At 53.5% G+C, this 20128-nt stretch carries 21 protein-coding genes and 2 riboswitches; of the genes, 13 read left to right on the top strand and 8 right to left on the bottom strand.

From position 1 onward, the window contains the following. Positions 1-64: 64 nt before the first annotated feature. The 3 genes from MHH28_RS23275 to MHH28_RS23265 are packed head-to-tail and all read right to left on the bottom strand — an operon-like array spanning position 65 to position 2317. Complete coding sequence (locus tag MHH28_RS23275; protein WP_405105963.1) at positions 65-733, bottom strand: GNAT family N-acetyltransferase; 669 nt, start codon at positions 731-733, stop codon at positions 65-67. 39 nt (positions 734-772) lie between these two features. After that, positions 773-1444, bottom strand: a complete 672-nt coding sequence (locus MHH28_RS23270; RefSeq protein WP_405105961.1) for a GNAT family N-acetyltransferase — start codon at positions 1442-1444, stop codon at positions 773-775. 15 nt (positions 1445-1459) lie between these two features. Then, a complete protein-coding gene (locus MHH28_RS23265; protein WP_405105959.1) occupies positions 1460-2317 on the bottom strand; it encodes a carbon-nitrogen hydrolase family protein in 858 nt (285 codons plus the stop codon). Positions 2318-2564: 247 nt separating this feature from the next. Between MHH28_RS23265 and MHH28_RS23260 the strand changes: the two genes are divergently transcribed. The 3 genes from MHH28_RS23260 (at position 2565) to MHH28_RS23250 (ending at position 6168) form a co-directional block, all read left to right on the top strand. After that, entirely contained in the window at positions 2565-4646 is a 2082-nt protein-coding gene (locus MHH28_RS23260) for a transglycosylase domain-containing protein (RefSeq protein WP_405105957.1), read from the top strand. A 34-nt stretch (positions 4647-4680) separates the two neighbouring features. Beyond that, complete coding sequence (locus MHH28_RS23255) at positions 4681-5418, top strand: DNA-3-methyladenine glycosylase (protein WP_405105955.1); 738 nt, start codon at positions 4681-4683, stop codon at positions 5416-5418. A 267-nt stretch (positions 5419-5685) separates the two neighbouring features. Next, a complete protein-coding gene (locus tag MHH28_RS23250) occupies positions 5686-6168 on the top strand; it encodes an AbrB/MazE/SpoVT family DNA-binding domain-containing protein (protein WP_405105953.1) in 483 nt (160 codons plus the stop codon). Between the two features lie 78 nt (positions 6169-6246). Here MHH28_RS23250 and MHH28_RS23245 read toward each other — a convergent pair whose 3' ends face one another. Continuing rightward, positions 6247-6753 (bottom strand): YwhD family protein, encoded by a 507-nt coding sequence (locus MHH28_RS23245; protein ID WP_405105951.1) that lies wholly within the window; start codon positions 6751-6753, stop codon positions 6247-6249. A 104-nt stretch (positions 6754-6857) separates the two neighbouring features. Here MHH28_RS23245 and MHH28_RS23240 point away from each other — a divergent pair, with 104 nt between their 5' ends. The 6 genes from MHH28_RS23240 to MHH28_RS23215 all read left to right on the top strand — a co-directional run bounded on the left by MHH28_RS23240 (position 6858) and on the right by MHH28_RS23215 (position 12822). Then, positions 6858-8873 (top strand): M1 family metallopeptidase, encoded by a 2016-nt coding sequence (locus MHH28_RS23240; protein WP_405105949.1) that lies wholly within the window; start codon positions 6858-6860, stop codon positions 8871-8873. 9 nt (positions 8874-8882) lie between these two features. Further along, the gene (locus MHH28_RS23235; RefSeq protein WP_405105947.1) at positions 8883-9716 is read left to right on the top strand and encodes a hypothetical protein; all 834 of its coding nucleotides are present in this window, start codon (positions 8883-8885) and stop codon (positions 9714-9716) included. A gap of 212 nt (positions 9717-9928) precedes the next feature. Further along, positions 9929-10067, top strand: a riboswitch (cyclic di-AMP (ydaO/yuaA leader). A gap of 66 nt (positions 10068-10133) precedes the next feature. After that, entirely contained in the window at positions 10134-10562 is a 429-nt protein-coding gene (locus MHH28_RS23230) for a C40 family peptidase (RefSeq protein ID WP_405117221.1), read from the top strand. 397 nt (positions 10563-10959) lie between these two features. Beyond that, a riboswitch (cyclic di-AMP (ydaO/yuaA leader) is annotated at positions 10960-11102 on the top strand. Positions 11103-11106: 4 nt separating this feature from the next. After that, the gene (locus tag MHH28_RS23225) at positions 11107-11598 is read left to right on the top strand and encodes a C40 family peptidase (protein WP_405105945.1); all 492 of its coding nucleotides are present in this window, start codon (positions 11107-11109) and stop codon (positions 11596-11598) included. A gap of 254 nt (positions 11599-11852) precedes the next feature. Next, the gene (locus tag MHH28_RS23220; protein ID WP_405105943.1) at positions 11853-12338 is read left to right on the top strand and encodes a GNAT family N-acetyltransferase; all 486 of its coding nucleotides are present in this window, start codon (positions 11853-11855) and stop codon (positions 12336-12338) included. A gap of 127 nt (positions 12339-12465) precedes the next feature. Then, complete coding sequence (locus MHH28_RS23215) at positions 12466-12822, top strand: c-type cytochrome (RefSeq protein WP_405105941.1); 357 nt, start codon at positions 12466-12468, stop codon at positions 12820-12822. Positions 12823-12953: 131 nt separating this feature from the next. On the opposite strand, the gene MHH28_RS23210 is transcribed toward MHH28_RS23215, so the two are convergent. Beyond that, complete coding sequence (locus MHH28_RS23210; RefSeq protein WP_405105939.1) at positions 12954-13229, bottom strand: 4a-hydroxytetrahydrobiopterin dehydratase; 276 nt, start codon at positions 13227-13229, stop codon at positions 12954-12956. A 212-nt stretch (positions 13230-13441) separates the two neighbouring features. Further along, positions 13442-13735, bottom strand: coding sequence for a hypothetical protein (locus tag MHH28_RS23205; RefSeq protein WP_405105937.1), 294 nt, complete (start codon positions 13733-13735; stop codon positions 13442-13444). Between the two features lie 203 nt (positions 13736-13938). Here MHH28_RS23205 and motA point away from each other — a divergent pair, with 203 nt between their 5' ends. Then, complete coding sequence (gene motA, locus MHH28_RS23200) at positions 13939-14739, top strand: flagellar motor stator protein MotA (RefSeq protein WP_405105935.1); 801 nt, start codon at positions 13939-13941, stop codon at positions 14737-14739. Further along, the gene (motB, locus tag MHH28_RS23195) at positions 14723-15550 is read left to right on the top strand and encodes a flagellar motor protein MotB (protein ID WP_405105934.1); all 828 of its coding nucleotides are present in this window, start codon (positions 14723-14725) and stop codon (positions 15548-15550) included. The genes motA and motB overlap by 17 nt, the downstream gene beginning before the upstream one ends. A gap of 73 nt (positions 15551-15623) precedes the next feature. Here the strand turns inward: motB and rluF are convergent, their stop codons facing one another. Continuing rightward, a complete protein-coding gene (gene rluF / locus MHH28_RS23190; protein ID WP_405105932.1) occupies positions 15624-16325 on the bottom strand; it encodes a 23S rRNA pseudouridine(2604) synthase RluF in 702 nt (233 codons plus the stop codon). After that, on the bottom strand, positions 16312-18642 hold the full coding sequence (locus tag MHH28_RS23185; protein WP_405105930.1) for an ATP-binding protein: 2331 nt from the start codon (positions 18640-18642) through the stop codon (positions 16312-16314). The genes rluF and MHH28_RS23185 overlap by 14 nt, the downstream gene beginning before the upstream one ends. A 299-nt stretch (positions 18643-18941) precedes the next feature. Between MHH28_RS23185 and tadA the strand changes: the two genes are divergently transcribed. Then, positions 18942-19451, top strand: coding sequence for a tRNA adenosine(34) deaminase TadA (gene tadA, locus MHH28_RS23180; RefSeq protein ID WP_405105928.1), 510 nt, complete (start codon positions 18942-18944; stop codon positions 19449-19451). A gap of 41 nt (positions 19452-19492) precedes the next feature. Then, complete coding sequence (locus tag MHH28_RS23175) at positions 19493-20068, top strand: GNAT family N-acetyltransferase (RefSeq protein ID WP_405105926.1); 576 nt, start codon at positions 19493-19495, stop codon at positions 20066-20068. The last annotated feature ends 60 nt before the right edge of the window (positions 20069-20128 follow it).

Genomic DNA, 20128 nt, shown 5'->3' with positions numbered 1-20128 from the left:
TCCCATTGTACACTATATCCAGATCAGGAGGGCAATTCAACCGATTTTTCCTCTCCCGTGGCCCTTACAGCGGCAATAACGCCACATGCTCCCTGCCGCGAAGCTGGCGGATCATCGACATCCAGGCTTCCGGCTTGTCCGCAAGCACGGCGTAATAACGGGTCAGGAAATCAGCCACGAGCGGCGCCGCGATGCTCTCCAGCTCCTCATCTCCGGGCATGAAGCAGAGATCCAGACCGGACACAGCCTCGCCATCCCCCTGCCAGGAAGGGTGGACATAGGGGATATCAATTCTTTTATAGCCCAAATGCGACAGAACTTCACGGCGGACGTACGGATCCATCGGCTTAATTCCGCCAAAATCATACTCTACACGATACGGATCATAGATCTCGGCGAACATCCCCAGCAGCTCCGTATGATTCTCAGCCGCCAGCTTCTCCAGGTCCTTCAAGCGCTGCCGCGCCAGAAAACGGCCAATGCCCAGCCCTTCCCGGCCAATAATGGTGAAATCGGTCATCGCCACATTCCAGTCGGCATAATAACGGTATTCCGTAGTGCCTACAACAGCCCCTTCATGCACCGCAGCGAACACACGTATGCCCGGGTCAGCCAGCGGCTCCTTCCACAAGCTGTATTCCAGCACTTCCTCGGGCGGAAATACATCCGACAGCAGCTGATGCACCTCTCTGAACAAAGGGTCTGTGATATCTGTAATTCTTCTATATTCCATAGTCAAGGGACTCTCCTCCAAGTGATGGGCTGTATTCATTTATGTTAAAAAAGGATTCCGCCATTCCATCAGCGCTGCGTAATTCCCTGATTCCTCGTCCTCCAGATAACCCGCGACCACACCAACCGGATACCGGCCGCACCGCAGCAGAAACGTAATCACCGGATCAGACCAGCTTCCGGCCACCACCCCGGCCAGATACTCTTCCGCTGTCATCTGGGCGGCCACCCGGTGATAGCCCGGCATCCGGCCCGCTCCCAGCAGCCGCTCCAGTCTCTGCTGCACGACCACATGATATAGCGACTGGACCAGCTCTTTGCCCAGACCCAGCTTGCGGTAGCCGGGACGGACACACAAATCGGCGATATACAGCGTATTCCCGTCCGGCTGATGCGATGTGAGATATCCGTCTGCCGTAACCTCTGACCACGTATGATGAAGCGCCGGCGCCTCCGGGTCGAAATTGATCAGGAACCCGGTAACGGACCCCGCCAGCTCCCCGCCCACCTCTACACATAGGGCCCCTTGCGGAAAAAGCGTCACGTGATTCCGCAGCTGCTCCCGGTTCCACCACAGCTCCGCAGGATAAGGCGGCGGGAACGCCTCGGACTGGATGGTGATCAGCTCTGTGAAATCAGCTTCCGTATAGGAGCGGATCACCGCAGGCACCGGCGTCTTGCCGTCCAGTGCATAGAACTTCTTATAATACATCCGCTAATCTCCCCCTTACGTCCAGTCGGTGTACAGATCGGTGCGGCGGTCACGCCAAGTCGTTACAGACCCGTGTTCCCGGACGCGGTAGAGCAGCTCCAGATCCAGATCGGCGGTGATGATCATATCATTGTTGATTTCCCCTTCGGCCAGCAGCCCCTGCGGAGGGAACGGAATGTCATTGGGCGTAATTACCGCGGCCTGGCCGAAGTTGGCCCGCATCAGATCAACGGTAGGCAGCGAGCCTACGGTGCCGGTCAGCACCACGTAGACCTGATTCTCGATGGCCCGGGCGTGGCTCGTATATCGTACCCGGTGGAAGCCGTGGCGGTCATCCGTGCAGGAGGGGCAGAAGATGACATCCGCACCCTTGGCCCGGGCCATGCGCACAATCTCCGGAAATTCGATATCATAGCAGGTCAGCATGGCAATGGTTCCGTGGTCTGTCTGGAATACCTGAAGCTCCTCACCCGCCCCCATGTTCCAGCCCTCTACCTCAGCAGGGGTAATATGCAGCTTGGCCTGCTCAGCAATCCTTCCGTCCGGATAAAAAAGATGGGCTACATTATACAGCTTGCCGCTGCGCCGCAGCACATGGGTTCCGCCGATAATATGCACCGCATACTTCCTGGCGTACCTGGAGAACATCTCCCGGTAACGGTCTGTGAACTGCGGCAGATCCTCTATGCCGAGCGCTTCCCCGTCTTCGCCTCCGATAGACATCAGCTGTGTCGTAAGGAACTCGGGGAAAAGGATAAACTCAGTGCCGTACTCTCCGGCCGTCCTGATATAGTGCTCACACTCGGCGGCAAACTCCTCGAAGGAGGAGATGGTGTGCAGATGATATTGTACAGCAGATACGCGAAAAGCCATGGCGGCAGTCCTCCCGGGCATGATAATTTCTACATGCATTCATAAGTATCTAAAATTTTACCATAACGGTTCACAAGTGGAAACGGCTTGGCCATCCTTTTAAAAGACGGTACCATTTTAAGGCTCTGCTTTCTCTCCGGATGGTGAATATCTGCTCCCTTCCTTTCCCATAATGAGGAGTACAAGCAGCGGCAGCCCTTAAGGTGCCGTCCTGCGTCTCTGCTTGACTTCGAAGGAGCCTGATACTATGACTCGCGATTCTGCCACACCCAAAGTCCGCAAACGCCGTCTTCGCCTGTTCTTTCGGCTGCTGGTTGCCTCCGCCCTACTGTTCCTGCTGGCAGCCGGAGCTCTGCTTGGATATCTATATCAGAAACCACTCCCCCCGCTCGGGGATGATGTCCGCTCCAGGCTGCTTGACGCCAGGGGCAATGTGATGACTACCTTCACTACAGACGGACGCAGCCGCGAGCCTGTGGAGCTTAACCAAATCTCCCCGCTGCTCATTAAGGCTACGCTGGCTGTGGAGGACCGGAAATTCTATAATCATATCGGCTTTGATCTGAAAGGCATGGGGAGAGCGGTACTCGCCAATGTGGAGGCGGGCAGACGTACGCAAGGGGCCAGCACCTTAACCCAGCAGCTTGCGCGCAATCTGTACCTGACCCATGAGAAGACCTGGACCCGCAAGGCCAAGGAAGCGCTCTACACCCTGCAGCTGGAGATGAAATACACCAAGGATGAGATTCTGAACATGTATTTAAATGAAATCTACTATGGGCACGGGGCTTATGGAATCGAGGCTGCGGCCCGGATGTATTTCGGCAAAGCGGCCGCGGATCTGGATCTGGCGGAGAGTGCCCTGCTGGCCGGAGTGCCTAAGGGACCCACCTATTATTCTCCTTATAATCATCTGGACAGCGCCTTGAAGCGTCAGGGCATCATCCTGGCCGCCATGGTCGATATGGGGGATATTAAGGAGTCGCAGGCACAGGAAGCCGCTAAGGAGAAGCTGAAGCTGAACCCGCAAGGTCAAAAGGATACCACTGTGGCTGCACCTTTTTTCCGCGATTATGTGCGCAGTCTTGTAATAGACAGCCTTCATATCAGCAGTGAAGAGCTGGACCGGGGCGGCCTGAATGTCTACACGACACTTGACCCGGATATGCAGCAGGCTGCGGAAGCGGCAGTCGATCAAGGCATGGACCACAGCAGCGAGCTGGAGACGGCTCTGGTGTCCGTTGATCCCCGCACCGGCTATGTGAAGGCTATGGTCGGGGGTACCAATTACCGTGCCAGCGCCTTCAACCACGCCCTGGTAAAAACACGCCAGCCCGGCTCTTCCTTCAAGCCGATTATGTATTTGGCGGCGCTGTCTACCAAAGAAATGACCGGCTTGTCCATCTTCAACAGCCAGCCGACACTGTTCCATTATGACAATAACCGCAAGACGTACCAGCCCCGTAATTTCGGTGACAAGTATCTGGGAGAGATCAACATGCGGCAGGCCATTGCTGCGTCCGACAATATCTATGCCGTTAACACCATTATGAAGATCGGGGCAGATAAGGTCGCCGCCATGGCGGTCGCCATGGGCATTGACAGCCCGCTGCAGAGCGTTCCTTCTCTGGCGCTCGGAACCTCGCCTGTCAGCCCGCTGGAGATGGCTTCAGCCTTCGCAGTAATTGCGAATGGCGGAGTGAAGCAGCCGGTCACTGCGGTCCTGAAGATCACGGATGCCGGCGGGCACCTTCTATATGAAGCTCCGCAGCCTCAGGGCCGGCAAGTGGTTGAACCGGCAGCGGCCTATGTGCTGACAAGGCTGATGGAGGGGGTCTTCGAGAGCGGAGGAACCGGGAACCGTGTAGCCTCGATGATTAAGCGTCCGGTTGCCGGCAAGACCGGGACTACAGATACCGACGGGTGGATGGTCGGCTTCACGCCTGAGCTCTCAACCGCCGTATGGGTCGGATACGACAAAGGCCGCGATATTGCGACCGCCGACGGCAGGCGGGCAGCACCGATCTTCGCCGGATTCACGGAACAAGCGCTGGAGAATGTGCCGCCGAAGATTTTTCCCATTCCCGATGGCGTAGTCAGCGTATATGTCGATCCGCTGTCCGGCAAGCTGGCTACAGCAGACTGTCCGGAGAAAAAGCTGGAGACCTTCATCAGCGGCACGGAGCCTACTGAATATTGCGACCAGCATAACTCCGGTGAACCCGGTGCTTCCCCCGGCAGCCATCCATCCGGTCCTGCCGAACCTGCCGATCCGGTTAAGGAAGAACATTCGCTGTGGAATAATATCAAGCGCTGGTGGATGAACTAACCGGGGATTGCCGCTTCCCGCTGCCTGCGTTACGATGGGGAGACCGGCAGAGGCTATGCAAGCCTTACTCCGCCGCTGGAAGGTGTGTCATCCATTCATGAAGCCGAATCACTCCGCCGGCCTTGAGCCGGAAGCGCCGCTGTTGCTGCCCGAGCTCTACAAGCTCCCGGCAGTTGAAGCCGCGCCGCGCCTTCTTGGCCAGCATCTGGTCCGCCGCACGGAAGACGGGGAGCTCCGCTGCCGCATTGTGGAGACAGAGAGCTACGGCGGTGCCGAGGATCAAGGCAGCCATGCCTATGGCAACCGCCGGACCGCCCGTACGGAGGTCATGTTCAGCGCCGGAGGCGCAGTGTATGTATACCTCATTTACGGCATGTACCATTGCCTGAATGTCGTAACTGCCGCAGAGGGCGAGCCGCATGCCGTCCTGATCCGGGCGGTGGAGCCTCTTACAGAGAGGGACGCCGAGCTTATGGCGGCCTACAGGGGAGTTGCCGTCAGGAAGCCGTCAGACCTCTCCGGCGGGCCGGGCAAGCTGTGCCGGGCGCTGCGGATTGACAAGAGCCTGAACCATTCCAGGTTCGATCTGCCGGAAGGCCCGCTGAGCATCGAGCAAGGGGAAGACCCCGGGTCCCTGGATATTGTCCAGGCCCCGCGCATTAATATTCCCTATGCGGGAGAGTACGCCGGACGCCCTTGGCGCTTCTATCTACGGGGCAATCCTTATGTCTCGGTTATAGATCCGCAGGCACAGTCCCACAGGCTGGCCTGAAGGCTCCTACCGCTGTTTCGGCTGCGGTAATTTGGGTATTAATAAGAGAACCCTAATCAGCCTCTCCCTTGGGACTTCCCAGGCGGAGAGGTTTTTCGTGTCATTCTGACCTCTGCATCCTCAACCGCCATAAAATGATAAAACTTCCTATAAAATGACAATAAATCCCCCTATTTGAATACGCTTACCCCGTTCTCTAAACTTACAATTACTGCTATAATCATAGATATCTACAAAAAATATAAAGATGTAAATGAGGGACATGGGATGAAAGATACAGGCATGATCCGAAGCTTAGACAGTCTCGGAAGAATTGTGGTTCCCGTAGAGATCCGCATGACACGTAATATTGACATTGGGGATCCTATCGAATTTTTTATACTGGATGAGGATATTATCGTCCTCCGAAAGTACACTTCCACAGAATGCACTTTTTGCAGAAGTCTTGATCATGTGACCTACTATAAGGATCAGTTCATTTGCAATACCTGTCTGAAGGAGCTTAGTGACCCCGAACGCGGATCTGAACCCATCCATGCCTCCCCAAGTCCAGCAGCACAGCATCCCGAGCCTGCCCGCGCGGGACGGAGAAGCAAGACTGAGGAAATGAGTCTGCGTCTTATGAAAGCAATTGAAGATCATCCTTATGCCAACCAGAAGGAGCTTGCCGAGGTACTCGGCATCAGCCAAGCGAGAGTCAGCCAGCTCAAGCGCAAGCTGAACGTTCCCGGCAGATCAGCCCCGCAGTAATATTATTCATTCATCCCTGCTCAGACATCAGATAAGGCTTGGCCCCAGCGGGGCCAAGCCTTAATTTTTGTTCAACATCTACTCCGACAGCGCGGCCTTCAGCTCCTCGGGCGAGGCGGCCCACCACTCTTCATTATGGGACATCAGCAGCGATTTCAGCGCAGCCCGCTCCGTACTTCCAAGTCCCTCCAGAATCAGCTTCCGCTTCAAGGCCGCATCCAGCTTATTGACATGATCCGCGAGAATCTTCCAGCCGCGGCGTGCTTCTGTATCAATCCACATCTCACAGGCGGTAATTCCGCCGTAGAACTGTCCCTCCGGGGTGCGGTCAACGGCTACCCATACGACCCATACCTGTCTTCCTGCCGGAACATCCTCACGGTTCATGGAGAATTTGATGCCCTTCTCCACTTTGCTCTTGGCATGCATGGCACCGATATCGATAACGGCGATACCCTGATCAATAATGACAGGCGATACATTGTTCAGATCAATAGAGCCTGCACCGAAGCCTTTATGCTTGGCTCTGGCGTTCACAATATTTAAGGCAATCTGTTTTTTGCCTTCCGGTTGTACGTTATCCACATGTGCACATCCTTTCCATTCACTAATTATTTAATTTTAGCTAATAATGCGGCGATTGCAAACATATACATCCCGTAGATGCTTGTCACGGGAGGAATCATAGTATGAAGCCACATTCATTAAGGTATACCCTCATCTTCGCAGCCCTGGCTGTCCTCACCTTGCTTGGAGGCGGAATATGGTTTCTGTCAGGGCATAGCCCTGCCGTATGGACTGCCTCTGTGCCAAAAGAGGCCAAGTCCCCCGCCATTATCCCCCGGCAGCAGCCCGTGCAGTCCAATCTTCCGGAGATGACCTACACATCGGATACAGAGGCTTTAAGCCAGCGCGTGGTCGAATATCACATGGATGTCCAGCTCCTGCCCGATACGGAGAGCCTGGTCGCCTCAGAGACGCTGACCTGGACCCATCCGGGCGCAAAGCCGGTCCAGGAGCTCTACTTTCATCTGTATCCCAATGCCTTCGCATCCGCCGGCACCACCTTCATGAAGGAATCCGGAGGTACGCTTCGCGGAGACTCCATGCCTGCAGGCGGATACGGCAGCATCACCCTGACAGATTTACGGACCTCCGAAGGCGTCTCGCTGATGCAGCGCACCCAATATGTGCAGCCGGACGACGGCAATATCAATGACAGAACCCTGCTCAAGGTCCATCTGCCGCAGCCGGTGAACGGCGGGGAGAGCATCACTGTAAGGCTTAAATTCGAGGTCAAGCTGCCGAAAATTTTTGCCCGGATGGGAACCGCTGACGACTTCGTGATGGCCGGCCAGTGGTTTCCGAAGATTAGCGTCTATGAGCCTGCCGGCAGACGGGGACTCAAGGAAGAAGGCTGGAACCTGCATCAATATCACGGCACCTCCGAATTCTACAGTGATTTCGGGATTTACAATGTATCGATTACAGTCCCGCCCGAGTATAAGGTTGCCGCAACCGGGTTTCCGGTGAGGGACGCCAAGGTTGTCAAGGGCCGCAAGATCTATCAGTTCTATGCAGATGATGTCCACGACTTCGCCTGGGCTGCATCCCCGGATTTCGTGGTTGCCGAGAAGGCCTTCTCCGCGCCGCAGGTGCCCGGGGTGAAGATCAAGCTCTATCTGGACCCGCTGCACAAGCATCTTCAGGAACGCTATTTCCAGGCGGCCGAGGCTGCCCTGACGGCATTCAGCAAATGGTACGGGCCTTATCCGTATTCCACCTTATCCATTGTTGTCCCGCCGGAGTCAGGCAATGGGGCCGGAGGAATGGAATATCCCACACTGATTACCGCCTTCGGCGCCACGGGCACCTCACCGGGCACTTCTCTTGAGCGCACGATCATCCACGAGATCGGGCACCAGTACTTCTACGGCCTGGTGGCCAGTAATGAATTCGAAGAGGCCTGGCTTGATGAGAGCTTCACCTCTTATGCCGAAGACCGGCTGATGGAACAGGAATACGGCGTTGCCGCAAGCCTCCCGCTGCAGTCCAGCCTGGTCTCCTCCTCACAGCCGCTGAAGCTGGAGACCTGGAAATACACCGGCGATGATGCTTACACCCGCAATGTGTACATCCGGGGCAAGCTGGTGCTGAAGGATATCGAGCGCATAGCCGGGACCAAGAATATGGACGCCATCCTCGCCGCCTATGTCCGCAAATACCGCTTCCAGCATCCGACCACCGCCGACTTCCAGAGGGTTGTGGAGAAAGTGACCAAGCAATCCTGGCAGACTTATTTTGAGCGGTATGTCTATAGCGGAGGCGCACCCGACTTCGCAGTTGACGATATCAGGCTTTCGGTCCAGCGGGACAACAGCGACGGCGGAGGGCTCCGGTATAACGCGGTGGTCGATGTAAGCAACAAGGGCAGTCTGTATCCCGATGTCCCCGTTAAGTTCACCTTCTCGGACGGATACACCGTGCAGCAATACTGGAATGGCGAGGGTCAGGCTACCTCCTTTGAGTTAGCGTATAAAGCGCCGCTGGTCTCTGCAGAGATCGATCCGGGGCATTCCATTCTGCTGGAGAGCAGACATCTTAATAATTTCAGAATGGCGGAGCTTGAGCCGCGCACACTCTCCCGCTGGACGCTTAGCACGACAACACTGCTTGAAACCCTGCTCGGAACTCTTGTCTGGTGAGGTGAAGGAATGGTGAAAAGTTCAATTGCCCGCGGTTGGATCAGCATGAAAGAGCAGTTCTATATATTGATTCTGCTGTTTATCTACCGGCTGTTCTGGGGATATTTCCTGTACAAATTCGTTAAAAGCGCGGTGGTCCCTGTCCTGCTGCGCTACCCGGATGCGAATGCCGGGGGCAGCGGTATAGGCAGGCTGCTGTACTATATCGAGGGGCAGACCGCCCTGCGCACCGATCCGGCCGTCCAGCACTGGCTGTGGCTGCTGCTGGCACTGACAGTGCTCCGGCTGCTGCTGACCCCCTTTATCCGTGCGGGGCTGCTGCATGAGCTTCATCAGGAGCGCGACGGCGCGCGGGGACTGTTCTTTTTTCCCGGAATGAGAAAATATGGGCTGCCCGTGCTGGTGTTCAGCCTCGCCGAATGGATGCTGACCCTCCTCCCGCTCTATTGGCTGCTGCCGCGTATGTACCGTCATCTGCTCAGCGGCGTTCTCGATGTCCAGCTCCTGCTGAAGCTCGTGCCTTATGTGCTGGGCTGGCTGCTCTATCTCTTCCTTGTCCGCAAGCTTCTGCTCTATATGCAATTCGGCTATACCGCCGGTACCGGCATGTTCTCCTCGCTGCTGACCTGCCTTAAGGTGCTGCTGCCTTCCATCGGGATATCCGTCATTCTGGGAGCGGGCAGTCTGGCTGTGCTCCTCCTCTGCGGTGCTTCTGCGCTGCTGTATCCGGGGCTGCCGGCCCTTATGCTCCGCCAGGCAGCTCCGCTGCCCTCCACACTGTTCAATATGTGGGGAATAGCTGCCCAGTACCACCTCTGGTCCAGTAAATCATTTCCACAATAATTAGCTGCCAAGATGGCATACTAAAAAGAGTCACGGCCCCTCATCAGGGAGCAGGACTCTTTTTTACTTGGGGTGAGGGACAAAAGCATTTGCAAAAGAATAAATCCTCTGATACAATGATGGCTGTACTAGTAGTAACAAACTTGTAATCTTTCAAGCAAAATCTTCCGTAACTATTGCAATTTAATCGATGCCGATAAGTCACTGTTCTGGTGCATAACACGCCGAATTCCCTGCACCGGGAAGTGGGGGAACCATATTTTGGGTGAATTGATCTCGCTTTAGAGGGGTCATAGGGGAACCTTCTACCGAATCCTTAAGCTAACCTCGCAGGCCCTGGAAGGAGTACATCTTTTGATTAGTCACAATTTTCAGAACTTCAAGAAAAAATGCACCGCAGCAGCACTGGGTCTTGTAATGGTATTCACACTCGGAGCAGGCAGTGCCTTCGCAGATTCCAAGATGGATACTGTGATTTCCAAAACCATTGGAACGTCATATAAAACCGGGGGCACGACCACCAACGGCTTCGATTGTTCCGGATTTACCAAATATGTGTTCAAGAATGTCGGGCTTACTCTGCCGCGTACCTCCAAAGCACAGTACAAAGTGGGAACAGCTGTATCCAAGAGCAAACTGCGTTCCGGCGATCTCGTGTTCTTCAATACCCTGGGTAATGGAGTCTCCCATGTCGGAATTTATGTCGGAAACGGGAAATTCGCACAGTCCTCCAGTTCACGCGGTGTTACCATCAGTTCGATGAGCCAGTCCTACTGGGCCAACCGCTATGTTGGCGCCAAACGGGTAATGAGCACAACAGCCTACCAAGCTGTCGCTTACGATTGAGCCTTAACCACCCTTGAAGCATACCCCGCATATTTCAGCCTCTAACAACTAATTGTAACTTATACGAGCCCGGGATGATTATTGCCGTAATCATTTCCGGGTTTTTCCTTTTCCTTATTCTACCTTTTACACAGAATCCACAGCCTTGAAACAGCATTTTCCTGCAAAAACAAAGAAAAGAACATATAAAATAACTCCAGCGCATAGATATGGGTCTGCCGAAAGGGCTATAACTCTAAAAAACAGCAAAAAAGATGAATTAATATGTTATAAGTGATTGCCAACCGACTTCGACTTTGTTACAATTATCGCAGTGATCTTTTAGTAACATTTTTGTAATTATTGAATCGCTTTTAACAAAGGTTTTGTCATGTATTGAATGAACAGCTAATCCTAATCAACAGTCGTGCCGAGTTCCCTAATAAGTTAGGGAAACGGGGGAACCACTTTGGGTGAATTGACCTCCTATTCTAAGAGGGGTCATAGGGGACCTTCAACCGAACCCTTAAGCTAACCTCGTAGGCATTGGAAGGGGTATTTACTTTTGAAGAAGAAGCTAGCAGCCGCAGTACTAAGCTTGTCCATTATCTTCACCATCGGAGCAGGAAGCGCTTTCGCGGATTCCAAAATGGATAAAGTGATCGACAAAGCCATCGGAACCAAATACGTGTCCGGCGGTGTATCGACTAACGGGTTTGATTGCTCCGGATTTACAATGTATGTTTTTGATAAGATCGGCATTAACCTGCCCCATCAATCCGGTTCCCAGTATCAGATGGGTTCTGCCGTGTCCCGTGATGAGATGAGACCGGGCGATCTTGTATTCTTTAATACCAGCGGTAAAGGTGTGTCCCATGTCGGTATTTATGTCGGTGACGGCGAATTCGCCCATGCCTCATCATCCCGTGGTGTAACCATCAGTTCGCTGAGTGACAGCTATTACGTCAACCGCTACGTTGGCGCCAAGCGAATCATGAGTACAGATGCCTTCAAGAATGTAGCATCCGATTCCCAAGACAACGACGATGTAGAATAAGGTAGAATAAGACTTTGTAACCTACGCTCTTTTCCGAGATTTTTGCCGAAATCTTAGGAGAAGGGCTTTTTTTGTCTATAAAATTACTTACCCCGCTCTATATTTGGTAAACACCGTTTCTGCACTTTCGGAAAATATATTTTGGCGTTTGTCAAGTTTCCGTATTTCCCCAAGGATTTTGCGTCGAAAATGGCTGTTTTTGTATATAATTAATAGTAAGATGAATATATGTCCGCTGGAAGGAGACCTCCCTAATGATCAGTTCTCCGCTAACCTTTTACGTTGTGCCTATGGAGCCGCAGCACGCCGCTGAGATCTGTGATTGGACCTACAAAGCTCCGTATAATATTTACGGCTGGATGTCCTGGGAGCAGATGCAGGCGCTGGGCGTGGAGTTCGGGGACCCGCAGCTGCGACAGGAGCAATATGTGTCCGTAATGAACGGGCAAGGCGATCTGTGCGGCTTCGCCCAGCTCTTCCCGATGGAGGGGGTAGTCCGGCTTGGAGTCGGCATGCGGCCCGATCTGTGCGGCCATGGAATGGGGCATCTGTTCATGAAGGCTATTGTTACGGCGGCACGGGCGCGTTACCCGGAGCGTGAGATCGATCTGGAAGTGCTGACCTGGAATCAGCGCGCCATCCGCGCTTACCAGAAATGCGGTTTCACCATAACGGATACCTATGAACGCCGGACCCCGACCGGCAATAAGCCTTTTTATTGCATGGTCTATGAGGAATAGCACCGGAGGCAACGGCATTTTCAAATAAATGGATCATTTGAGTTCATTTTTTTGACACAAATACTATGATAACGCTTCACCATCCGCTATAATGGAGACAGCAGCTTACATGGAGGGACGGATGCAGATGCAGAAATGGATCATGAGCGGTTTGTTTTTTGCCGCCTGTGCCTTTGCAGTAATCTTAATGTTTACCTTGCCCGGTAAATCCGAGGTGGCGGAAGAGAACAAACCGACGATGCCGGAGGTTGTGCTGGACGCTGCGGCCGCAGAAGCCACAGTGAAGGCCAATTGTATCTCCTGCCACGGCGACCAGCTTCAGGGCGGGGCGGGCCCCAGCCTGCAGCAAGAGGGCGCTTCACATGATGCGCCGCAGATCTACAGCATTGTTACCAAGGGCCGCGGACAGATGCCTTCCTTCAAAGACAGGCTGGCCCCGGAAGAGATTGCGAACGTAGCCTTATGGCTGGCCGAGAAGAAATAACCCGGTGACTGTATTCATACCAGACTCTTCATTTCTAAGCATAATGCCCGTGACGAGGATTACGAATAATCCTCGCACGGGCATTTCTATTCATTCAAATGATCCTGTTGTCTCCCTAAGGACCTTGTCCTCTAACGGTTCTTCTCGAATGCTTCATTGAATTCACGAGCCTGGCGGAGATCGAGCTTCTCCACATCTACAGCCAGCCGCAGAACGACGGTCTTGTAATCAATGGTGATATGCGGGTGATGGTCAAAGGCTTCCGAAATGGCAGCCACCTCATCCACAAAAGCAATGCCCTTCATATATTCATTGAACATATATTTGCGTACCAGCTTATCCCTTTCCAGTCTCCAGCCTTCAAGCTTGCCGATCTGCGCCTGCAGTTCTTCCTCTGTAAATTGCAATTCGTTTCCTCCCTTGCTAAGTTAACTGTTCAAAGAGCCTGCTCTTCTGCTTCAAACGAAAACATCCCTCAGCTTCTGAAAGTCCAAGGGATGTGCCAGGCCAAAGATTTTTTTGATTAAGTGTATTCTGTCATCCCGGCGATTAGTACTCCACTTCCAATTTTAACATGGCCGGATGCCCGGGACAAACCCGCTGCCGCAATTTCTCCCGCTTATACCAGAACGACCGAAGCCAGATCCTCATCGCCAAGCAGAATATTAATGCGGTGTGTTTCTTTATCGTACATGACAACGCCGCTGCCAACCTGTATCACCGGCTCATTGCCCAGCGCATAGAACAGGTCTTCCGCAAGCGCCTCCCAGACCTCCTGCCTCGATTCCTCCGGCAGATTCATCCACTCTTCAGGCTCCATCTCAAAAAAAATGTACCCGTCTGCAATCCTTCCAACGGCTCCTGTCAGTTCCACAAGAATTTCACCGTAATCTCTGCCATGCTTAACTCCCACATCAATCACTCCGTTTTCTTCGCTGATGAATAATAACCTACCTTATCTATTATAGCCGAAAAAATCACTTCACAAAAAAGGGAATGATGTCGATAAAGAAGAATATACGTGATTTGGTTACGAACAGAGTGTTCTCCCGCGGTTCAAGGACGAATTACGCGGTTAGTCGATCACTTCTTAATTCTCATGGACGAGGTGCATAAATGGAAATCTCAACAATTCTAGGCCTGGTTTTTGGTCTTGTCGCTGTAATCTGGGGGATGATACTCAAGCATGCTCCACTTGCAAGCTTGAACAACCCCGCTGCCTATGTCATTATCTTTCTTGGCACGGCTGCCTCAATCTTCATGGCCTTTCCGATGTCGGAAGTCAAGAATTTCCCTAAGCTGATGAAGATCCTGTTTGTGAAGAAAAAGATGGTCGGTAAGCCTGAACTCATTACGATGTTCATGGAATGGGCGTCCATCACCCGCCGTGAAGGGCTGCTTGCCCTGGAGTCCAACGTCGATGAGATTGAAGACGCCTTCCTCCGAAACGGCATGCGGATGATTATAGACGGCAACGATCAGGAGTTCGTCCGTGATGTATTAATGGAAGATATTCATGCCACGGAAGACAGACATAAGGCCGGGGCCTTGATCTTCTCCCAGGCCGGGATGTACGCACCTACACTGGGGGTACTCGGGGCTGTTATCGGGCTGATTGCCGCCTTGGGCGATATGAGTAACATGGACGTCCTGGCCCACGCGATTGCCGGCGCCTTCATTGCGACCCTGCTCGGGATATTCACCGGTTATGTCATGTGGCACCCGATGGCCAACAAGCTGAAGCGGATCTCAAAGCGCGAGATTGAAGTCCGCCTGATGATGGTGGAGGGTCTGCTCTCGATTCAGTCCGGGGTGTCTACCATCGCCATTAACCAGAAGCTGTCCGTCTTCCTGACTCCGTCCGAGCGTGCCAAGCTGAGCGAGAAGGAGGGGGCTTCCAGTGAGCAAAAAGACTAGGCATGAGGAACATGAAGAGCATGCCGATGAATCCTGGCTGCTTCCCTATTCCGATCTGATGACCCTGCTGGTGGCGCTGTTCCTGGTTATGTATGCCATGAGCGCTACGGACGCCGTGAAGTTCCAGCAAATGGCTGAAGCCTTCAATTCAGCGCTCAGCGGAGGCGGCGGTGTCCTGGAGTACCGTTCGGATTCTCCGACCAGCACCCAGCTGGACCAGGGCAAGCAGGATAAATTGAACAGCGTGATCGCCAAGAACACCGGAACCTCCGATCTATCCAAGCTCCGTGCCAAGGAGCAGGAGGATCTGGAGAAGCTGAAGAAGCAGTTCGACCAGTACATCAAGAACAACGGAATGACCGATCTGCTCAGCACGAAGCTGAATCAGTCCCAGCTGATGATCACGATTAGCGACAATGCCCTGTTCGCTTCGGGACAGGCTATGGTGAAGGACGAATCCCGCCAGTTGGCCAAGTCGATCTCGAACATGCTGCAGCAATTTCCCGATTATGAGGTGCTGGTGCAAGGACATACGGATAATGTTCCTATCTCCAACAGCACATACTCCTCGAACTGGGATCTTAGTGTAGATCGTGCCCTTGAGTTCATGAAGATTCTGCTGCTGAATCCCAACCTGGATCCGATGAAGTTCAGCCCGACCGGCTCTGGCGAATATCATCCCATCGCTTCCAATGCTACGGCTGCGGGGCGGGCCAAGAACCGCCGGGTAGAAGTGTCTATCCTTCGTAAATATAAGGATGCTGCCGCAGAGACCACGGATGTTTCTCAATTGGCCGTTCCAGGCAAATAAAGAAAGAGCTGTTTTGAAGGGCCTATCCGGCCGGTCAGAACAGCTCTTTTAGTTTGGCCTGCCGCTCTGCAGCTTAGTGCAGCTGATAATTCAGCATAGCCCCCAGCTCCTGCTTCTCCTCCCGGGATAGCTCCCGCCATTCCCCGGTCTTCAGCGCGCCAAGACGGATATTCATCACCCGGATGCGCTGCAGCCGCCGCACTTCATATCCGAAGGCGCTGCACATGCGGCGGATCTGCCGGTTCTTGCCTTCGGTCAGCACTATGCGGAATACCCGCTCACTGATCCGCGTAATCTCACAGGGAAGTGTCTTGCTGCCCAGAATCCTCACACCGGTAGACATGCCGGTCAGAAAAGACGGCGTAACAGGTCTGTCTACGGTGACTATATATTCCTTCTCATGCTTGCCTTCCGCGCGCAATATTTTATTAACAATATCCCCGTCGTTCGTCAGAAGAATCAATCCCTCTGAATCCTTGTCGAGCCGGCCGATTGGGAAAATCCGCTCCTCATGTCCTATGAAATCGACAATATTCCCTTGAATATGCGCTTCTGTGGTAGAAGTAATGCCCACCGGCTTATTAAGAGCAATATACACGATCCTGCCGCCCGTCTGAAGCGCCTGACCGTCAATCAGCACTATATCCCCGGCTTCGGCCTGGCTGCCCAGAGAAGCGGGCTCACCGTTAATGGTGACCCTTCCTGCCTCGACCAGCTTGTCTGCTTCACGGCGTGAACAATAGCCTGTCTCACTGATGAATTTATTGATTCTCATGTTCGTCTTCACTCCGTTCTATATTCATCCCGGCCGGAGGGACCGGCTCCTTCGCTTCAGGCAGCTTGATGATCACCTGTGCCCCCCGGCCGTACTCGCTTCTTATCTCCAGGCTGCCCTTGTGGGCCTGAATGATCCGCTGGCTGACCATCAGGCCGAGACCCGTTCCGGACTCTTTGTTCGTAAAGAACGGCTCCCCCAGCTTGGGCAGCATATCCTCAGGGACGCCTCCGCCCTCATCCGTGATTACGATGACTATGGAATCATCCTGCTGATGCTGCTCCACGGTGATCGTTCCCCCGTCCGGCATTGCTTCAATCGCGTTTTTGATTACATTGATGAATACCTGCTTCAGCTGATTCTCTTCACAGTGCACCATGGCGGGCATTCCCGAGAAAAGTGTGGCGAATTCAATGCCGAACAGGTGGGCCTGGCTATCCAGCAGGGAGATTACATCGCCGACAATATGCCGTAGATCCCTCTGCTGGAAATGAACAGCCTGCGGCTTCGCCAGAATCAGGAACTCACTGACAATCATGTTGATCCGGTCCAGCTCCGAGAGCATCAGATCAATATGCAGCGGAACGAGAACCTTCTTCTCCTGCTGCAGCTGCAGGAATCCCCGCAGGGTGGTCAAGGGATTACGGATCTCATGGGCCACCCCTGCGGCCAGCTGGCCGACAGTAGTCAGCTTCTCCGAGCGTCTGAGCAGCTCCTCGATCCGGTTGCGCTCCGTCATGTCACGGGATACATGTACAACCGACTGCGGCTGGCCCTCTTCATCCCGGATGACCGAGCTGCTGACGCTGACCTCCACCAGGGAGCCGTCACGCTTCAGCCTGACGGTCTCAACAGGCGGCAGTGATGCCCCGTCCTTAAGCTGCTGCAATCGTATACTCTCCTGCTCCTGCACGGTGGCCGGAACGAGATAAGGCGGCTTGACCAGAGCATCCGCAGCGCCCCATCCATAGAGGTCCTCGAACGCTCTGTTCGTACTGATGATGCGGCCCTCCATATCCACGGTGTGAATGGCATCTGAAGTGCCGTTAATCACCGACTCCAGGTGCTCCTTCACCGCACGGTTCTCCTCCAGTGTCTGCCCCAGCCGGTTGGTGTGCTGCAGCAAATGCGAGGTCATCGCATTGATGCGCTGGGCCAGCTGTCCAAGCTCATCCCGGCTGGATACATTCAGCGGGGGCTCAAATTTGCCCTTGGCTACATCATTGACCTTAGCCAGTATATCCTGAATCGGGCGTGTAACTACACCGGCCAGAACATAACTGGCCAGAAGGAAGATAATAAGCAGCAGCACCGAGGTGGTGATATTATTGAACAGTTGCTCCCGGATCACGGAAGAGATCGCCTGGTAGTCCATAACTACGCTGATCACATAATCCGCCGCTCCCGGCCGCTCAATCGGAATGAAGCTTTTGAGCACTCTTTTACCCAGCGCCTTCGTATCCAGTGTGACCGGCTCACCCGTGTTCAATGCTTCGCGGATGGCCGCCTTATCCTCTGCAACATTGCCGTATGTATAGGTGCCGTATTGGATAGGCCGGTTCCGCAGCTTGGTGTTATTGGGATCTGCGCCGTCAGGCAGCATGCTCGGGGCTCCAAATGTCTTCGGATTGATCCCCGTGATCTCCAGAATTCCGGGATTGACCGCTGTGGATTCCTGGATAATCTCATCGGGACTCATAATTTTGACATAATCGCTTACCGCAGTACTCCGGACGAACGGATCTATGATATAATTGCGAGCCCCGTCATAATAATAGCCCCATTTATCAATGTATTCCGGATTGGAGGTTGAATATTCAAACGGCCCGGACCAGAAATTCTCCAGGGACTGCCCCTGATCGACAGATACCCGCTGGCCTGCAAACAGCTCCAGAAAAGCCACATACCAAAAACCCATGCCTTTGGTCGAAAGTCCAATCTCCGCAGGATCTGAAGATTTGGCTACGATAATATCATCCGCAGTCTTCACCAGCAGCGAGATATTCGACACACCCAGCTTGGCAGATAGCGCCTTCAACTGTTCATTATTAATATTCCTGATGTCCGGGTCCAGCTCATAGGACGCCAGAATGGCGGTCAGCCGCAGGTTCTGGGCAATTTTATCCTGCACATAATTCGAGCTGTAGCCGCTCTGCTCCACCGACACGGCAACCTGCTTCGCAGTAATCTTCATGTTGCTTACACTTTCACTACGCAGATTACTCCGGGCAGTATACAGATTCAGTGTAAGATTAAGCATCAAGATTAACAGCACCGAGCCAAAAATAATCGCTGATAATTTCGTTTTAATGGACAAGCGTATAGTTCACCTCTTATCCGCTGGTAAATCCTAGCGGGCATTCAACATAATCATACCTTTTGGCCTTCCATTTGAAAAGCCTTTCCCCCCATCCGGGCACTGGCAGATATTGAATTATCCAGACAGTTTCTCTACAATGAGTAGGAAACCATCCACAGGTTATGCACATATAAACATTTTGCTAAAGGGCGATGTGTACAAATTTGTGCATAAGTCGGTCGTTATCCACAGAGTTGTCCACAATTTGTTAAGAACGAATATTTGTTCGTTGTACAATGGGCATAGAAGAAGGGAAGATGAATTTGAATATCAGGCTTGAAGAACTGTCGGCAGATCAGCGGGCCATTCATGAACATTGGATGACAGAAGCGATAGGCGAAGCCCGTAAAGCCGAGGCCTTGGGCGAAGTACCGATCGGTGCCGTGGTTGTCCAGGGGGGCCAAATTATAGGCCGGGGGTATAATCTGCGCGAGACGACGCTCGATTCCACTGCCCATGCGGAGATGGTGGCGATCCGGGAAGCCAGTACAGCCCTCGGCTCCTGGCGTCTGCTGGATTGCCAGCTCTATGTTACACTGGAGCCCTGCCCCATGTGTGCAGGGGCCATGGTGCAGTCCAGGCTGCCGCTTACCGTATATGGCACTCCAGACCCTAAGGCTGGCTGTGCAGGGACTTTGATGAACCTGCTGGAGGAGTCACGCTTTAACCACCGTACAGAGGTCATTCAGGGCGTGCTGCAAGAAGAATGCGCGGAGCTGCTGACCTCCTTCTTCCGCCGGCTGCGGAAGCGGCCTGCGAAGCTCTAAAGGCCAAACCATACCTATATTGTTCATAAGGAGGAGTTCTGATGTCCTACAAGCTGTATAACAACGCACAGGGGATCTATCTCTCGCTGCTGGAGCTTACCGATGCCGAGGAGCTGCTGAAGCTTCGTCTGCGCAACCGCACCGCACATCAGCAATTTGAGCCCTTGCGCGATGAAGATTACTTCACGCTGGAGAGCCAGCATCAGCTGATTAACCAGCGTATCCTGGAAGCCGGGCTGGACCGGGCGTATATGTTCGGTATTTATCTGCTCAGCGGGGAACTGATCGGCCAGATTACCATCTCTAACATAGTGCGGGGAGTCGGGCAATTCTGCGATATCGGCTATATGATCGATCATGAGAAGCAGAGCCATGGCTATACCAGTGCAGCCGTACACCTGATCCTCGGGTACGCCTTCCGCTCTCTGGGGCTACACCGGGTACAGGCTGCCATCCTGCCCCATAACACAGGTTCCCGCAGAGTGCTGGAGAAGAACGGCTTCCAGGCCGAAGGACTCGCACGCCGCTTCATTAAGATTAACGGGGAATGGCAGGACCACCGCACTTACGCCATTCTGGCTGAGGAGTTCCTGCCAGAGGGACAGGAATCCCCTTAACCTTCATATGTCCACACAAAAACCCGTATGAGCGAAATTTGCTCATACGGGTTTTTTGGC

This window comes from Paenibacillus sp. FSL K6-1217, from assembly GCF_045040735.1.
Taxonomy (GTDB): Bacteria; Bacillota; Bacilli; order Paenibacillales; family Paenibacillaceae; genus Paenibacillus_AQ.
Note: the sequence above shows the minus strand (reverse complement) of the source record. Positions and strands in the feature narration are given on the sequence as shown.

What these genes read in the sequence shown, in the direction of transcription:
- MHH28_RS23275 (WP_405105963.1), bottom strand. Translation starts at nt 733, where the DNA reads ATGGAATATAGAAGAATTACAGATATCACAGACCCTTTGTTCAGAGAG.
- MHH28_RS23270 (WP_405105961.1), bottom strand. Translation starts at nt 1,444, where the DNA reads ATGTATTATAAGAAGTTCTATGCACTGGACGGCAAGACGCCGGTGCCT.
- MHH28_RS23265 (WP_405105959.1), bottom strand. Translation starts at nt 2,317, where the DNA reads ATGGCTTTTCGCGTATCTGCTGTACAATATCATCTGCACACCATCTCC.
- MHH28_RS23260 (WP_405105957.1), top strand. Translation starts at nt 2,565, where the DNA reads ATGACTCGCGATTCTGCCACACCCAAAGTCCGCAAACGCCGTCTTCGC.
- MHH28_RS23255 (WP_405105955.1), top strand. Translation starts at nt 4,681, where the DNA reads ATGGGGAGACCGGCAGAGGCTATGCAAGCCTTACTCCGCCGCTGGAAG.
- MHH28_RS23250 (WP_405105953.1), top strand. Translation starts at nt 5,686, where the DNA reads ATGAAAGATACAGGCATGATCCGAAGCTTAGACAGTCTCGGAAGAATT.
- MHH28_RS23240 (WP_405105949.1), top strand. Translation starts at nt 6,858, where the DNA reads ATGAAGCCACATTCATTAAGGTATACCCTCATCTTCGCAGCCCTGGCT.
- MHH28_RS23235 (WP_405105947.1), top strand. Translation starts at nt 8,883, where the DNA reads ATGGTGAAAAGTTCAATTGCCCGCGGTTGGATCAGCATGAAAGAGCAG.
- MHH28_RS23230 (WP_405117221.1), top strand. Translation starts at nt 10,134, where the DNA reads ATGGTATTCACACTCGGAGCAGGCAGTGCCTTCGCAGATTCCAAGATG.
- MHH28_RS23220 (WP_405105943.1), top strand. Translation starts at nt 11,853, where the DNA reads ATGATCAGTTCTCCGCTAACCTTTTACGTTGTGCCTATGGAGCCGCAG.
- MHH28_RS23215 (WP_405105941.1), top strand. Translation starts at nt 12,466, where the DNA reads ATGCAGAAATGGATCATGAGCGGTTTGTTTTTTGCCGCCTGTGCCTTT.
- motA (WP_405105935.1), top strand. Translation starts at nt 13,939, where the DNA reads ATGGAAATCTCAACAATTCTAGGCCTGGTTTTTGGTCTTGTCGCTGTA.
- rluF (WP_405105932.1), bottom strand. Translation starts at nt 16,325, where the DNA reads ATGAGAATCAATAAATTCATCAGTGAGACAGGCTATTGTTCACGCCGT.
- tadA (WP_405105928.1), top strand. Translation starts at nt 18,942, where the DNA reads ATGAATTTGAATATCAGGCTTGAAGAACTGTCGGCAGATCAGCGGGCC.
- MHH28_RS23175 (WP_405105926.1), top strand. Translation starts at nt 19,493, where the DNA reads ATGTCCTACAAGCTGTATAACAACGCACAGGGGATCTATCTCTCGCTG.